Origin of the sequence: Scleromatobacter humisilvae (genome assembly GCF_023231945.1) — a bacterium.
Classification (GTDB): Bacteria; Pseudomonadota; Gammaproteobacteria; order Burkholderiales; family Burkholderiaceae_C; genus Scleromatobacter; species Scleromatobacter humisilvae.
In genome coordinates this window covers 427,811-442,400 of sequence record NZ_JAJLJH010000001.1, presented here as the reverse complement: position 1 = coordinate 442,400, position 14,590 = coordinate 427,811, and the positions used below count along the sequence as shown (strand labels likewise).

Below are 14,590 nucleotides of genomic sequence, written 5' to 3'. Positions count from 1 at the left end.
GAAGTGAAGGCTCGCGCGACTTTACAGGTCAATCCCGTCGTCGCGCCGCCGCCTCGCCATGCCGGCCCGCGCCCTCGGTGAAGCGCTGCACGCCGGCGAGTCCTTCCGAGGCCACGACGTCGAAGCCGCGCGCGCCCTCGGCCCGCAGCGCGTCGGCCAGCGTGCGGTCCCATTGCGACAGCGCCGACGCGCGATCCGCGCGCAGGCAGGCCTGGGGGAACGCCGCGATCTCCGCGGCCAGCGCCTGCGCCGCCGCGAGCGCGAGGCCGTCCTCGACGACGCGGTTGACGAGGCCGAACGACAGCGCCTCGTGCGCGTCCACCGCGCGGCCGGTCAGGATCATGTCGAGCGCCCGGCCTTCGCCGACGATGCGCGGCAGGCGCACGGTGCCGCCGTCGATCAGCGGCACGCCCCAGCGGCGGCAGAACACGCCGAACACCGCGCCGCGGGCCGCGACACGCAGGTCGCACATCAGCGCGAGTTCGAGCCCGCCGGCCACCGCGTGTCCCTCGATCGCGGCGATGACGGGCTTGGTGAAGGCCATGCGCGTCGGCCCCATCGGCCCCGGCGCCGTGCCGGTGGGCTCGACGACGTTGCGCCGCGCCGGATCGGCCATCGCCTTGAGGTCGGCGCCGGCGCAGAACTGGCCGCCGCCGCCGGTCAGCACCAGCACCGCGAGCGCGTCGTCGGCCTCGAAGGCTTCGAAGGCCTCGCGCAGGCGGGCGGCGGTCGGGCCGTCGACCGCGTTGCGGCAGTCCGGCCGATGGAGAGTGACCGTGGCGACCGGGCCGTCGATGTCGAGGCGGACCGTCATGCCGCCGGCCCGGCGATCGCCATCGGATGGCGCGGCTGGTAGAGGCCGACCTCGCCGCCGCCGGGCAGCCGCAGCGTCGTGATCGAGCCCCAGCGCGCCTCCTGCACCGGCGAACACGCCACGCCCTTGGCGGCCAGCGACTGCATCTCGCGGGCAAGGTCGTCGCACATCAGGTACAGCTCGTGGCGGTCGTTCGCGTCGGCGGGATGCACCGCGAGTTCCGCGGGCGGCAGCGCGAAGATCAACCAGCCGTGGCCGGCGTCCACGCCCTGGAAGCCGAGGACGTCGCGCAGGAAGGCGCGGTCGGCTTCCGCGTCCTGGCTGTAGACGATGACGTGGGCGCCGAAGATCATGACCGGTCCGCCTTGACGATGTCGACGTAGGCCGCCAGCGACGGCCCGAACGACGTGAAGTGGTCGCCCGCCATCCGCGTGACGCTCAAGCGGGGCTCGGACTGGGGCTCGCGCGCGGCCAGGTCGCCGTCCTGCAGCGCATCGCCTTCGCCGACCCAGGCGTGGTGCGGGTGCTGCATCCAGGGCACGTTGCCGACCAGCACGCGCAGCTCGCGTTCGTCGGGGTTGCTGCCGGCGAAGGGAATGCGCGGCTTCATCCAGTCGGCGTCGAACATGCGCGTGCCGAACAGGCCGCCGGAGCTGCCGCCGTGGCGGATGCCCACCGGATGCAGCGACAGCAACGCCGACACCACTCCGCCGATGCTGTGGCCGAACGTGTAGAGGCGCGACGCGTCGACCTCGGGCTGCTGCGCGAGCCAGGCGACGGCGGCCTTCGCATCGTCGATCTCGCCGAGCAGCAGCTCGAAGCTGCCGGGGTTGCCGTTCTCCGCGCGCAGCATCGGGCACAGCAGCGCGAAGCCGGCGTCGAGGAACGGGCGCGCGGCGTCGAAATCGCCGGCCGCGAACGCGAAGCCGCCGTGGAAGAACACCACGCCGGGCACCTTGCTGGAGGGCGACGCCCCCGGCGGCAGGGCGACCCATGCCTTGAGCGACAGCGACCCGGATGGATACACGATCTCGCGCACGCCGGCCGGCGGGGTCGACGGCTTGAAGTCCTGCGGCGCCGGCCCGTGCAGGACCAGGTTCGACCTGAACCGGCGCAGCCGGTCGAGATAGCTCGCGGGCGGCGGCGCGGCGGCGGCAGGCGCCAAGGTCGACGCGAACAGGAGGCTCGCGCACACGTGGCGTCGGGAGATCGCGGGACGGGTGGATGGCATGGCGGCTCGTCCTGTCGAACGCGGCCCGAAAAGGCCGTCCGTGGGCGGGGATTGTGCGCCTCGGGGCGCCGGCTGTCAGGCCGCGACGCCCGCGCGCCTGAACAGCGACGCCGCGCTGAAGCCCGTCACCAGGGCCGTCCCGGCGATCACGATGGCCGCGCCCGCGAGCGTGTTCCAGCCGAGCGGTTCGCCGAGGAACAGGTGTCCCCACAGCACGCCGAACACGGGCACCAGGAACGTGACGGTCAGCGCGGAGGCGGCGCCGATGTCGGCGATCAGGCGGAAGTACAGCAGGTAGGCGATGCCGCTGCACAGCACGCCGAGCGCGAGCACCGCGAGCGCGATCGTCAGCGTCGGCATCGCCGCCGGCGGCGCGAAGGGCACGGCCGGCGCGATCAGCAGCGTCGCGCCCCACATGCTGCCGTGCGCGTTGGCGAAGGGCTCGACCTTCTTCGCCGACTTCGCGTAGTTGGTGGCGACGCCGTACGAGAACGTGGCCGCCAGGCCCAGCGCGATCGCGAGCGGCGCGCCCTCGCGCAGCGTGCCCGGATCGAAGCCGACCAGCAGCGCGACGCCCGCCACGCCGAGCGCCAGGCCCAGCAGCGACTTCGCCGACAGGGCCGTGCGCGTCCACACCGCGCCGATGACCGCGCCCCAGATCGGCGCCGTCGCGTTGAGGATGGACAGCAGCGAGGCCGACAGCGTGCGCGCCGCGAACGCGAACAGCAGGAAGGGCAGGGCGGAGTTGAACAGGCCCAGCACGAGGTAGTGCCCGGCGTTGCGCCGCGCGTCCAGCGGCTTGCGCAGCACGGCGCCGACGGCGGCGAGGAACAGCGCCGCGAGCAGCACGCGCAGGCCGATCAGAAGCACCGGCCCCAGCACCGGTGCGCCCATGCGCATGAACAGGAACGACGCGCCCCAGATGGCGGACAGCGCGAGCAGGCGGACGAGGCTGGCGAGGGTCATGCGTGCATTGTGGCGAGGCTCGACGACGGGGACTGGCCATTTCCGGACCTCGAAATCGAAAGCCTGGACTGCCGCCACCTCCCCGCCGACAAGGGTTTAGCGAACCGACCTATCCTCGCCGTCTTCCCAAGGAGATGGACATGGAACAACGACGACTCGGCGCCTCCGGCTTCATGGTGCCCGCGCTCAGCCTGGGCACCGGCACCTTCGGCGGCGGCAACGAATTCTTCAAGGCCTGGGGCTCGACCGACGGCGACGGCGCGCGCAACCTGGTCGACATCTGCCTCGAGTCCGGCCTCAACATGTTCGACACGGCCGACGTCTACTCGCGCGGACTGGCCGAACAGGTGCTGGGCAAGGCGATCGCGGGCCGCCGCGACAAGGTGATCGTGTCGACCAAGGCGACGTTCCGCATGGCCGACGGTCCGAACGACGTCGGCTCGTCGCGCTTCCACCTGCGCGCGTCGGTCGAGGGCTCGCTCAAGCGCCTGGGCACCGACTACATCGACCTGTTCCAGCTGCACGCCTTCGACGCGATGACGCCGATCGAGGAGACGCTGCACACGCTCGACGAGCTGGTGCGCGAGGGCAAGATCCGCTACCTCGGCGTGTCCAACTTCTCGGGCTGGCATCTGATGAAGTCGCTCGCGCTGTCCGAGAAGCATTCGCTGCAGCGCTACGTGGCGCACCAGGCCTACTACTCGCTCGTGGGCCGCGACTACGAGTGGGAGCTGATGCCGCTGGCGCTCGACCAGGGCGTGTCGGCGGTGGTCTGGAGCCCGCTCGGCTGGGGCCGGCTCACCGGCAAGATCCGGCGCGGCAGCGGCCTCCCCGCGCAGAGCCGGCTGCATTCGACGGCCGACATGGGGCCGCCGGTGGACGACGAGCATCTGTTCAAGGTGGTCGATGCGCTGGCCGAGGTCGGCGAGGAGGCCGGCAAGTCGGTGCCGCAGGTCGCGTTGAACTGGCTGCTGCAGCGGCCGACGGTGGCCAACGTGATCGTCGGCGCGCGCGACGAGACGCAGCTGCGCGAGAACCTGGGCGCGGTCGGCTGGAACCTGACGCCGGCGCAGGTCAGGAAGCTCGACGACGCCAGCGCCGTGACGCTGCCCTATCCGTACTGGCACCAGCGCGGCTTCGGCGAGCGCAACCCCGCGCCGGTGTGAGCTAACATCCGGCCATGACCCGAAGCCTCGCCACCGCATCGCACGCGCCCTCGCGCGTGACGCGCGCGTGCGCTGGTTCGGTCAAAGCGAAAAAGCCGTTGCTCGTCTGACCGGGGCCGCGGTGCCGTCGTTCAGATGAGCGACGGCGACCCAGGGCTCCCGGAAGAAAGACTCACGAACTTCGCCTGCGTTGCGCGCTCATTTCGACGACGATCCTGTCCGGTCGTTGAAGAAAGGAAACCTGCGTGAGCCGCACCATCGATTTCTCCGGGGTCTGGATCCCCATCGTCACCCCGTTCCGCGACCGTCGCGTCGACCACGAGGCGCTCGCCGCGCTCGTCAGGCGCCTGGCGGCCGACGGCGTCGCCGGCTTCGTCGTCTGCGCGACGACCGGCGAGGCGCCGCTGCTGGCCGACGACGAGCGCGTCGCCGTGCTCGGCACCGTCAAAGCGAACACGTCGCTGCCGCTGGTCATGGGCGCGTCGGGCACGACGGCCGACGAGGTGCTGCGCCGCATCGACGCCGCGGCGCGCCACGCGCCCGCGGCGTTCATGGTGACCGCGCCGCCGTACCTGCGGCCGTCGCAGGATGCGCTGCGGGCGTTCTTCACGACGATCGCCGACGCCGCGCCCGCCCCGCTGGTCGTCTACGACATCCCGGCCCGCACCGGCGTGCGCATCGAGCTGGCCACGTTGCTCGCGCTGGCGGCGCACACCAACGTCGTCGCTCTGAAGGATTGCGGCGGCCGCGTCGAGCAGACCGAAGCCCTGATCGCCGACGGCCGGCTGCAGGTGCTGTGCGGCAACGACAACGAGTGGTTCTCGACGCGCTGCCTCGGCGGCGCCGGCGCGATCGCCGCGAGCGCGCACGTGCGCACCGATCTGTTCGTCGCCTTCGACGCGGCGCTCGCGCGCGGCGATCTCGCGACGGGCCGCACCTTGTGGCGCCAGCTCAAGCCGTTGACCGCGGGCCTGTTCGAGGAGCCGAGCCCGGGGCCGGTCAAGGCCTTGCTGGCGGCACGCGGCGAGTGCGCGAACGAGCTGCGCGCGCCGATGACGACGGCGTCGACGGCGTTGACGGAGCGATTGCTGACGCTCGTTGCATGCCTGCCCGCGAACGGCTGACGAGCGGATCGTCGGCGCGTCGCTTCTTACCGTGCCGCGCTCGCGGCCGCCGCGCGTTCCGCGAGCACCGCGGCGCGTTCGCGCGCGCCGATGCGCAGCTTGCCGCAAACCTGGTCGTGCGTTTTCAGATAGGCCTGGAGCTGCGCCTCATGCGTGGCCTGGACCTGCCGCGCCGCGAGCCGCTCGTCGGCCGTGCGGGACGCGTCGACGGCGACGTCGTCGGCGTCGCGGCGACGGTCGAGCGTCACGATGCGATCGTCCGAATCCATGCAGGCGCGCGCGTCGTCCAGCGAGGCCGCCGGGCCGGGCATCACGTTGGTCGTGATCGTCCGGTTGAGGCTGACGTTGCCGCAGGCCAGCGCCGTGCCGCCGTGCGAGGCGTCGGTGTAGATGCCCACCGGGTAGCGCGCGATCGAGCCCGTGCCGGGCTCCAGCGTCAGGCTTTCGAGCACGACGTGCACCGTGGCCGCGCCGCTCGCATCGGCCCGCAGCTCGGGCAGCGCGATCACGAAGGCGTGTGCAGCCGGCGCGGCGTCCGGGCCCGCGTAGCAGCGACCTTCGTCGGCGAAGTGCAGCGTGAACGGCTGGTTCGCGGGCAACTGCGTCAGCTTGAGATCGACGGCGAGGCGATGTTCGCGCTCGACGAGCGTCATCGAGCCGACCGTGTCGGTGCCGGCGATGGGGAAGATGCGCACCGTGGCCGGCGGCCAGGGCCGACCGCCCGGATCCTGCGCGAAGACAGGCAGCGCGACCGCCAGCGCGAGCGCCAGCCCGGCGGCGCGACTCCGCGGGCCGCGCATCAGGCGTCGGACTCGGCGTGGTATGCCGTCGCCCGCTCCACCTCGTTCTTCGAGCCCAGGAACACCGCCACGCGCTCGTGCAGCCTGGTCGGCTGCAGGTCCATGATGCGCTGCCTGCCGTTGGTGGCCATGCCGCCGGCCTGTTCGACCAGGAAGCTCATCGGGTTGGCCTCGTACAGCAGGCGCAGCTTGCCCGCCTTCTCGGGCTCGCGCTTGTCCCACGGGTACATGAAGACGCCGCCGCGGCTCAGGATGCGGTGCACGTCGGCCACCATCGAGGCGACCCAGCGCATGTTGAAGTCCTTGCCGCGCGGGCCGTCCTTGCCCTGCAGGCACTCGTCGATGTAGCGCGTGACCGGCGGCGCCCAGTGGCGCTGGTTGGACATGTTGATCGCGAACTCCTTCGTGTCGGCCGGGATCTGCACGTTCTCGGACGTCAGCACCCACGAGCCCATCTCGCGGTCGAGCGTGAACATCGCCACGCCGTCGCCCACCGTCAGCACCAGCATCGTCTGCGAGCCGTAGATGCAGTAGCCCGCGGCGACCTGGTTCTTGCCGGCCTGCAGGAAGTCCGACTCGTCCACGCCGTGGTGGTGGCCGACCTTCTTCAACACCGAGAAGATGGTGCCGATCGACACGTTGACGTCGATGTTGGAGGAGCCGTCCAGCGGGTCGAACAGCAGCAGGTACTCGCCCTGCGGATAGCGGTTGGGCACGACGTGGATGGTGTCCATCTCCTCCGACGCCATCGCGGCCAGGTGCCCGCCCCATTCGTTGGCCTCGATCAGCACCTCGTTGGAGATGATGTCCAGCTTCTTCTGCACCTCGCCCTGCACGTTCTCCGAGCCGGCCGAGCCCATGACGTCGCCGAGCGCGCCCTTGTTGACGGCGATCGCGATGTGCTTGCAGGCGCGCGCGACCACCTCGATCAGCAGGCGAAGCTGCGACGGGATGCGCCCGTGCTCGCGCTGCTGCTCGACGAGGTACTGGGTGAGGCTGATCTTCTTGGGCATGTCGATTCCTGGATGTGATGGATTCGGTCGTTGCGCATGCGCGCGCGTGACGCGCGCATGCGCAACGGTCGTCCGATGCGAAACCGGGTCGCGCGTGCGACCCGGTTGGCAAGTGTCAGTCCTTCAGCGCGCGGTCGACGACCTCGCGCACGTCGGGGCTCAGATCCGTCTTCGCGGCCACGCGCGCGATCGCCTCGCGCGCCGCGCCGCGGTACGGCTCGGCCAGGTTGCGCCAGCGGTCGAGTGCGCGCGCGAGGCGCGAGGCGACCTGCGGGTTGATCGCGTCGAGCTCGACGACCTTCTCGGCCCAGAACACGTAGCCCTTCGCGTCGGGGCGATGGAACGCGGCCGGGTTGCCGTTGCACAGCGCGAGCAGCAGGCTGCGCACGCGGTTCGGGTTGTGCATCGAGAAGTCGGGATGCTGCAGCAGCGCCTTGACCTTGGCGAACACGCGGCCGTCCTTCTCGGAGGCGCGCGCCTGCAGGCCGAACCACTTGTCGACGACCAGCGCCTCGTTCTGGAACAGCTCGTGGAAGCGCGCCAGCGCCGGCGTGGCCAGCTCCGAATGCGCGCCCACCAGCGCGCCGAGCGCGCCGAGGCGGTCGGTCATGTTGCCGGCGTCCTTGAAGCGCTGGTAGGCCTTGCCGGGCCAGACGCTGTCGCCGCTGCGCGCCGCGTCGCGCACCAGCATCGCCAGCGCCAGGTTGGCCAGCGCGCGGCGGGCGCTCTGCGCGCCGTCGGGGCTGTAGCCTTCGCTGATCTGGTTGGCGTCCCACGCGGCGAGCCAGTCGTCGTGCAGCCGCGCGGCCAGTTGATCCTGCATCTGCTGGCAGACCGCGTGCACGCGCTGCGGGTCGACCGGCACGGTCAGCTGCTCGGAGACATAGGCCTCCGACGGCGGCGTCAGCACCAGCTCCTTGAACGCCGGATCGAGCGATGGGTCGCGCAGCACGGCGCGCATCGCATCGACGTAGGCGTCGTTGAGCGCCAGCGTGCCGTCGCCGGTGATCGCGGCGACCAGCTGCGACAGCGCCAGGCGCTGGCCGGCCTCCCAGCGGTTGACGGGGTCGGTGTCGTGCGCGAGCAGCACCAGGCGGTCGGCGTCGGTCAGGCCGTCGTCGAGGAGGACGGGCGCGGAGAAATCGCGCAGCACCGACGGCACGACATCGGCCGGCACGTCCAGGAAGCGGTACGTCGCCTCGGCCTGCGAGAGCACCAGCACGCGTTCGGAGGGCGCGGCCTCGGCGTCGCCTTCGAGCTTGAGCGGCACGGGACGGCCGTCGCGCGTGAACAGCGCGACGCGCACCGGGATCACGAACGGCTGGCGCTCGACCGGCGACGTCACGCCCTGCGGCGCGCCGAAGTCCTGCGCCAGCGTCAGCGTCCAGGTGCCGTCGGCCGCGGTGCCGCGTGCCGTCACCTTGGGCGTGCCCGACTGCGAATACCAGCGCTTGAACGCCTCGAGCTGCGCGTTGAGCGGGCTCGCCGGGTTGACGTCGGCGATGGACTGCGCGAACGCGTCGCAGGTCACCGCCTGGCCGTCGTGGCGCCGGAAGTACTCGGTGATGCCGCGCTCGAAGCCGCCGCGGCCCACCAGCGTCTGCATCATGCGCACGACCTCCGAGCCCTTCTCGTAGACGGTGGCGGTGTAGAAGTTGTCGATGGCGACGTAGCTGTCCGGGCGCACCGGGTGCGACATCGGGCCCGCGTCCTCGGGGAACTGGATCTGGCGCAGCGTGCGCACGTCGTCGATGCGCTTGACGCCCCGCGCGGACGGGGAGCCAGCCATGTCCTGCGAGAACTCCTGGTCGCGGAAGACGGTCAGGCCTTCCTTGAGCGACAGCTGGAACCAGTCGCGGCAGGTGATGCGGTTGCCGGTCCAGTTGTGGAAGTACTCGTGGCCGACGACGCTCTCGATCAGCGAGTAGTCCGTGTCGGTCGCGGTGGCCGGGCTGGCGAGCACGTACTTGGTGTTGAACAGGTTCAGGCCCTTGTTCTCCATCGCGCCCATGTTGAAGTCCTCGACCGCCACGATCATGAAGCGTTCGAGATCCAGCGGCAGCTTGAAGCGCGCCTCGTCCCACACCAGCGACGCGACCAGCGAGTTCATCGCGTGCTCGGTCTTGTCGAGGTCGCCACGGCGCACGAACACCTGCAGCAGGTGATCCTTGCCGGCGCGGCTGGTGACGCGCTGCTCGCGCGCGACGAGGTCGGCCGCGACCAGCGCGAACAGGTAGCAGGGCTTCGGGAACGGGTCGTTCCAGCGCGCGAAGTGGCGGCCGTTGTCCAGGCTGCCCTGCTCCGCGAGGTTGCCGTTGGACAGCAGCACCGGGTACTTCGCCTTGTCGGCGCGCAGCGTGACGGTGTAGATCGCCATCACGTCGGGGCGATCGAAGAAGTAGGTGATGCGGCGGAAGCCCTGCGCCTCGCACTGCGTGAAGAAGCCGCCGCCGGACGTGTACAGCCCCGACAGCTCGGTGTTCTTCTCCGGGCAGACCGTGTTGCGGATCTCCAGCACGAACGCGTCGGCCGCGGGCGCGTCGATCACCAGCTGGCCGTCCTCGTGGCGGAACGAGACGCTCTGGCCGTCGACCAGCACGCGCAGCAGGTTCAGGCCCTCGCCGTCGAGCCGCAGCGGCTCGGCCGGGCGCTCGGTGTTGCGCTCGATGGCCAGCTTGCTGGCGACGATGGTCTTGGCGGGATCGAGGTCGAACGTGAGGTCGACGGACCGCACCCACCAGGCGGGCGCCGTGTAGTCTTCACGGCGGACGAGTGCGGGAGAGCCTTCGCGCATGGCTTCTTCCTTCTGTTTGGATTGAGACGAATTCGAGGACGGCGCGCGGCTCGTGGCCGCGCGCCGCGAAAGATCACAGGCCCTGCTTGAGGCTGGCCGCGATGAACTGGTCGAGGTCGCCGTCGAGCACCTTCTGGGTGGCCGAGGTCTCGACGTTGGTGCGCAGATCCTTGATGCGGCTCTGGTCCAGCACGTACGAACGGATCTGGTGGCCCCAGCCGACGTCCGTCTTCGTGGCCTCGAGGGCCTGCTGCTGTTCCATGCGCTTGCGCATCTCGTGCTCGTACATGCGCGAGCGCAGCATCTGCCAGGCCTCGTCGCGGTTGCGGTGCTGCGAGCGGTCGTTCTGGCACTGCACGACGATGCCGGTCGGGATGTGCGTCAGGCGCACGGCCGAGTCGGTCTTGTTGATGTGCTGGCCGCCCGCGCCGGACGCGCGGTACGTGTCGACGCGCACGTCGGCCGGGTTGATCTCGATCTCGATCGAATCGTCGACTTCCGGATAGACGAACACCGACGCGAACGACGTGTGGCGCCCGCCCGACGAGTCGAACGGGCTCTTGCGCACGAGGCGGTGCACCCCGGTCTCGGTGCGCAGGTGGCCGAACGCGTACTCGCCCTCGATCTTGATCGTGGCGCTCTTGATGCCGGCAACGTCGCCCTCGGACTCTTCCATCACCTCGGGCTTGAAGCCCTTGCGCTCGCAGTACTTCAGGTACTGGCGCAGCAGCATCGACGCCCAGTCGCAGGCCTCGGTGCCGCCGGCGCCGGCCTGGATGTCGAGGAAGCAGTTGAGCGGGTCGGCCGGATTGGAGAACATGCGGCGGAACTCGAGGCCCTCGACGATTCCCGCCAGCTTGGCGGCGTCGGCCTCGATGGCGGCCAGGCCGGCCATGTCGCCTTCTTCCTTGGTCATCTCGAACAGCTCGCCGTTGTCGGAGAGGTTGCTCGTCAGGTGGTCGATCGTGTTGACGACCTCCTCAAGGGACCGCTTCTCGCGGCCGAGTTCCTGGGCCCGCTTGGGATCGTTCCAGATGGCGGGGTTCTCCATCGTGGCGTTGACTTCCGTCAGTCGATGCGACTTGCGGTCGTAGTCAAAGATACCCCCTGAGCGCGGTGGTGCGCTCGCTGAGGTCGGCAATCTGGTTGCCGATGGCGTTGATGCGTTCGATGTCCATGATCCGGATCTTGGTCGTGGCGCGGCCCGTCAGACGGGCGGCGCAGGGTGGCGGGTTCAGCGCGCGGGGGGCGCGCGGAATGGCGATTTTCGCATGGACGCGCTGGCCCGCGGGCGTTGCGCTAGCGACTGTGCTTGAGCTGCGCTTCCACGCCCGCCCGCCACGGCATCAGCGCGCGCGGGTCGACGGTGTGCAGCAGCGCGCCGACGCAGACGGCGACCAGCCCCGCCGTCGCGGCGTAGCGCGCCAGCGCGGCACGCCCGCCCGTGGCCGCGGGCGCGACGGCCATCAGCAGCCCCACCAAGATGCCGCCGACGAGGCCGCCGATGTGCGCGGAGTTGTCCACGCCCTGGATCAGGAAGCCCATGCCGACGTTGATCGCCACGGCCTGGAGCAGCCCCTTGTTGAGCCCGGGCTGCCGATGCTTGGGCAAGTGGGCGAAGCGCGGCGTGGGCGTGACCAGGCCGACCAGCAGCGAGCCGAACAGCGCCATCACGGCGCCCGAGGCGCCGACGCTGACGGTCTCAAGGACGACGGCGTTGGCCGGCGACCAGCGCAGCTCGGCCCACCAGACGCTGGCGCAACTGGCCAGCAGCCCGCCGGCGAGGTAGATCGCCAGCATGCGGGCCGTGCCGAATTCGTATTCGACGACGGGCGCGGTGAAGGCCAGCACGTACATGTTGAGGCCCAGGTGGACGATGCCGCCGTGCAGGAACATGGCCGTCAGCAGCCGCCAGGTGTCGCCGGTCAGCGTGAACAGCGGCATGTTGCCGCCCCAGGCGATCAGGGCCGGCGACCTGGCGTCGGTGGGCGACACGCCGTTGGCCACCTGCAGCAGCCAGACCGCGACGTTGATCGCGATCAGCACGCCGGTGGCCACGGGCAGGCGATGGCGCGGCAACGGTTGCTGCGGCGGCGGGGGCATCGTGGCGGGATCGCTGGTCATCGGGCGATTCTTCCACGCCGCGGGCTGTCGCGTCGGGTTCGCCCGCTTGGGCCCGCACGGGCGCGCAGGCATGATGCGCGGCGATGCCCGAGTCCGATCCCGCCGCCGTCCCCGAGTCCGAGCCCGGCGCCGCCCGCGCGCGCCACTGGCGCCGCACGCAACGCCTCACCGCCGCGCTGCTGCTGGCCTGGTTCGGCGTGGGCTTCGTCGTCACCTGGTTCGCGCGCGAGCTCGACTTCCCGTTCTTCGGCTGGCCGTTCAGCTTCTGGGTGGCGGCGCAGGGCGGCGTCGTGGTCTTCGTGCTGCTGCTCGTGGTCTATGCGCGGCGCATGGCGCGCAACGACCGCCGGCTCGCGCGCGAGAGCGACGCGGCCGGCGGCGCCGTCGACACGAGGCCCTGATGGCGATCCGCACCCGCACGTTCGCGCCGGCGCGCAGCCGCTTCACGCCCTTGCACGGCGCGGCCTTCAGCCGCCGCCTGCACTGGATCTACCTGGCCTTCGGCATCGCGTTCCTGGCGTTCGTGTCGGTGATGGCGCTGCTGGAGCACCTGGGGCTGTCGCGGCGCTGGATCGGCTTCCTGTTCCTGGTCGGGCCGATCGTGTTCTACGCGGGCATCGGCATCCTCAGCCGCACCACCGATCCGGCCGAGTACTACGTCGCCGGACGCCGCGTGCCGGCGCTCTACAACGGCATGGCCACGGGGGCGGACTGGATGTCGGCGGCGTCGTTCATCGGCATGGCCGGCACGCTGTACCTCGGCGGCTACGGCGGGCTCGCCTACATCCTCGGCTGGACGGGCGGCTTCGTGCTGGTGGCGCTGCTGATCGCGCCGTACCTGCGCAAGTTCGGCCAGTACACGATCCCCGACTTCCTCGCCGCGCGCTACGACGGCAACCTGACGCGCGTGATCGGCGTGGTCGCGGCCATCGCGTGCTCGTTCCTCTACGTCGTCGCCCAGATCTACGGCGTCGGCCTGATCACCAGCCGCATCACCGGCGTCGCGTTCGAGGTGGGCGTGTTCCTGGGCCTGGGCGGCATCCTCGTGTGCTCGTTCCTCGGCGGCATGCGCGCCGTCACGTGGACGCAGGTGGCCCAGTACATCGTGCTGCTGGTGGCCTACCTGGTGCCGGTGGCGTGGCTGTCGATCAAGCAGCATGCGACGCCGGTGCCGCAGGCGACCTACGGCTACCAGCTGCAGAAGGTGATCGCGTCGGAGAAGCGGCTGCAGGCCGACCCGGCCGAGCAGCAGGTCATCGCGATCTTCAAGGCGCGCGCCGCCGGCGACGATGCGCGCCTGGCCGACATCCCGTCCGCGCTCGCCGCCGAACGCAGCGCCGCGGCGCGCCGCATCGCCGAGCTCAAGGCCGTCAACGCGCCGCAGGGCGATATCCAGGCCGCCGAGCGCCTGCTCGCGCGCGTCCCGCGCGACGCGGACGCCGCGCGCGACGCGTGGACGCGCGAACGCGACGCCAACCTCGAGCGCGCGCGTCCGCTGGGCGGCATGCCGCCGCACGCGCAGCAGTTCGCCGGCGATCCGCAAGGCGACGCCGCGGCGCGCAAGCTGTTCGACGACTCGCGCCACAACTTCATCGCGCTCGTGTTCTGCCTGATGGTGGGCACCGCGTCGCTGCCGCACGTGCTCACGCGCTTCTACACGACGCCGTCGGTGGCCCAGGCGCGCGTGTCGGTCGCGTGGTCGCTGTTCTTCATCCTGCTGCTGTACCTCACCGCGCCGGCGCTGGCCGTGCTGATCAAGGTGGAGGTGTTCGACACGCTGGTGGGCACGCGTTTCGACCAGCTGCCCGCGTGGATCAACAACTGGGCCCACGTCGACAGCTCGTTGCTGCAGGTGGCCGACGTCAACCACGACGGCATCCTGCAACTCGGCGAGATCAAGATCGGCGGCGACATCGTCGTGCTCGCCACGCCCGAGATCGCGGGGCTGCCGTACGTCATCTCGGGACTCGTCGCCGCGGGCGGGCTGGCGGCGGCACTGTCGACCGCCGACGGCCTGCTGCTGACGATCGCCAACGCGTTGTCGCACGACCTGTGGTTCCGCATCGTCGACCCCGCCGCGCCGGCCACGCGCCGCGTGACGGTCTCGAAGGTGCTGCTGCTGATGGTGGCGCTCGGCGCCGCCTACGTCACCGCGCAGAAGCCGGGCGACATCCTGCTGCTGGTGTCGGCCGCGTTCTCGATCGCGGCGTCGGCGTTCTTCCCCGCGCTGGTGCTGGGCGTGTTCTGGAAGCGCGCCAACAAGTGGGGCGCGGCCGCCGGCATGGTCGCGGGCCTGGGCCTGACGCTCTACTACGTGCTGGTGAACCAGCCCGGCGTGCGCGAGACCTTCGGCATCGGGAGCCCGATCCAGCTGTGGTGGGGCATCCAGCCGATCGCCGCCGGCCTGTTCGGCGTGCCGGTGGGCTTCGCCGTGCTGGTCGTCGTGAGCCTGCTGACGCCGGCGCCGAGCCGGGCCGCGCTGGAGATGGTCGACGACGTGCGCTTGCCCTAGTTCGCCGGCAGCGCTCGGCCGCGACTCGCCGAGCCGCGGCCCCCTG

At 71.0% G+C, this 14,590-nt stretch carries 13 protein-coding genes; 4 read left to right on the top strand and 9 right to left on the bottom strand.

Translation table 11 applies throughout. The features are described 5' to 3' along the window. Positions 1-28: 28 nt before the first annotated feature. The 4 genes from LPC04_RS02050 to LPC04_RS02035 all read right to left on the bottom strand — a co-directional run bounded on the left by LPC04_RS02050 (position 29) and on the right by LPC04_RS02035 (position 3,011). Positions 29-814, bottom strand: coding sequence for a crotonase/enoyl-CoA hydratase family protein (locus LPC04_RS02050; protein ID WP_275680514.1), 786 nt, complete (start codon positions 812-814; stop codon positions 29-31). Then, a complete protein-coding gene (locus LPC04_RS02045; RefSeq protein ID WP_275680513.1) occupies positions 811-1,167 on the bottom strand; it encodes a VOC family protein in 357 nt (118 codons plus the stop codon). Before LPC04_RS02045 ends, LPC04_RS02050 begins: the two co-directional genes overlap by 4 nt. Beyond that, positions 1,164-2,045 (bottom strand): alpha/beta hydrolase family protein, encoded by an 882-nt coding sequence (locus tag LPC04_RS02040; RefSeq protein ID WP_275680512.1) that lies wholly within the window; start codon positions 2,043-2,045, stop codon positions 1,164-1,166. Before LPC04_RS02040 ends, LPC04_RS02045 begins: the two co-directional genes overlap by 4 nt. Before the next feature lie 75 nt (positions 2,046-2,120). Then, entirely contained in the window at positions 2,121-3,011 is an 891-nt protein-coding gene (locus LPC04_RS02035; protein WP_275680511.1) for a DMT family transporter, read from the bottom strand. Between the two features lie 140 nt (positions 3,012-3,151). On the opposite strand from LPC04_RS02035, the gene LPC04_RS02030 reads away from it, so the two are divergent. Together LPC04_RS02030 and LPC04_RS02025 are read left to right on the top strand one after the other, a co-directional pair. Further along, complete coding sequence (locus tag LPC04_RS02030; protein ID WP_275680510.1) at positions 3,152-4,177, top strand: aldo/keto reductase; 1,026 nt, start codon at positions 3,152-3,154, stop codon at positions 4,175-4,177. A 245-nt stretch (positions 4,178-4,422) separates the two neighbouring features. Next, the gene (locus LPC04_RS02025; RefSeq protein WP_275680509.1) at positions 4,423-5,301 is read left to right on the top strand and encodes a dihydrodipicolinate synthase family protein; all 879 of its coding nucleotides are present in this window, start codon (positions 4,423-4,425) and stop codon (positions 5,299-5,301) included. Between the two features lie 26 nt (positions 5,302-5,327). On the opposite strand, the gene LPC04_RS02020 is transcribed toward LPC04_RS02025, so the two are convergent. The 5 genes from LPC04_RS02020 to LPC04_RS02000 form a co-directional block, all read right to left on the bottom strand. Then, positions 5,328-6,101 (bottom strand): hypothetical protein, encoded by a 774-nt coding sequence (locus LPC04_RS02020; protein ID WP_275680508.1) that lies wholly within the window; start codon positions 6,099-6,101, stop codon positions 5,328-5,330. Beyond that, positions 6,101-7,114 (bottom strand): class 1 fructose-bisphosphatase, encoded by a 1,014-nt coding sequence (locus LPC04_RS02015; RefSeq protein WP_275680507.1) that lies wholly within the window; start codon positions 7,112-7,114, stop codon positions 6,101-6,103. Before LPC04_RS02015 ends, LPC04_RS02020 begins: the two co-directional genes overlap by 1 nt. A gap of 115 nt (positions 7,115-7,229) precedes the next feature. Next, on the bottom strand, positions 7,230-9,908 hold the full coding sequence (pepN, locus tag LPC04_RS02010) for an aminopeptidase N (protein WP_275680506.1): 2,679 nt from the start codon (positions 9,906-9,908) through the stop codon (positions 7,230-7,232). A 73-nt stretch (positions 9,909-9,981) separates the two neighbouring features. Next, positions 9,982-11,086 (bottom strand): peptide chain release factor 2 gene (gene prfB, locus LPC04_RS02005; protein WP_275680505.1). Its coding sequence is split into 2 segments (ribosomal slippage): positions 9,982-11,004 and positions 11,006-11,086, totalling 1,104 coding nucleotides; the frame shifts between segments, so codons are not numbered across the junction. A gap of 121 nt (positions 11,087-11,207) precedes the next feature. Then, positions 11,208-12,032, bottom strand: coding sequence for a rhomboid family intramembrane serine protease (locus LPC04_RS02000; protein WP_275680504.1), 825 nt, complete (start codon positions 12,030-12,032; stop codon positions 11,208-11,210). 83 nt (positions 12,033-12,115) lie between these two features. Between LPC04_RS02000 and LPC04_RS01995 the strand changes: the two genes are divergently transcribed. Continuing rightward, complete coding sequence (locus LPC04_RS01995) at positions 12,116-12,433, top strand: DUF4212 domain-containing protein (protein ID WP_275680503.1); 318 nt, start codon at positions 12,116-12,118, stop codon at positions 12,431-12,433. Then, entirely contained in the window at positions 12,433-14,544 is a 2,112-nt protein-coding gene (locus LPC04_RS01990; RefSeq protein ID WP_275680502.1) for a sodium:solute symporter family protein, read from the top strand. Before LPC04_RS01995 ends, LPC04_RS01990 begins: the two co-directional genes overlap by 1 nt. The last annotated feature ends 46 nt before the right edge of the window (positions 14,545-14,590 follow it).

Excerpts from the sequence above, each read along its gene's own strand:
- LPC04_RS01995 (WP_275680503.1), top strand. The coding sequence starts at position 12,116 with ATGCCCGAGTCCGATCCCGCCGCCGTCCCCGAGTCCGAGCCCGGCGCC.
- LPC04_RS01990 (WP_275680502.1), top strand. The coding sequence starts at position 12,433 with ATGGCGATCCGCACCCGCACGTTCGCGCCGGCGCGCAGCCGCTTCACG.
- LPC04_RS02020 (WP_275680508.1), bottom strand. The coding sequence starts at position 6,101 with ATGCGCGGCCCGCGGAGTCGCGCCGCCGGGCTGGCGCTCGCGCTGGCG.
- LPC04_RS02000 (WP_275680504.1), bottom strand. The coding sequence starts at position 12,032 with ATGACCAGCGATCCCGCCACGATGCCCCCGCCGCCGCAGCAACCGTTG.
- LPC04_RS02045 (WP_275680513.1), bottom strand. The coding sequence starts at position 1,167 with ATGATCTTCGGCGCCCACGTCATCGTCTACAGCCAGGACGCGGAAGCC.
- LPC04_RS02030 (WP_275680510.1), top strand. The coding sequence starts at position 3,152 with ATGGAACAACGACGACTCGGCGCCTCCGGCTTCATGGTGCCCGCGCTC.
- LPC04_RS02015 (WP_275680507.1), bottom strand. The coding sequence starts at position 7,114 with ATGCCCAAGAAGATCAGCCTCACCCAGTACCTCGTCGAGCAGCAGCGC.
- LPC04_RS02050 (WP_275680514.1), bottom strand. The coding sequence starts at position 814 with ATGACGGTCCGCCTCGACATCGACGGCCCGGTCGCCACGGTCACTCTC.
- LPC04_RS02035 (WP_275680511.1), bottom strand. The coding sequence starts at position 3,011 with ATGACCCTCGCCAGCCTCGTCCGCCTGCTCGCGCTGTCCGCCATCTGG.
- pepN (WP_275680506.1), bottom strand. The coding sequence starts at position 9,908 with ATGCGCGAAGGCTCTCCCGCACTCGTCCGCCGTGAAGACTACACGGCG.
- LPC04_RS02040 (WP_275680512.1), bottom strand. The coding sequence starts at position 2,045 with ATGCCATCCACCCGTCCCGCGATCTCCCGACGCCACGTGTGCGCGAGC.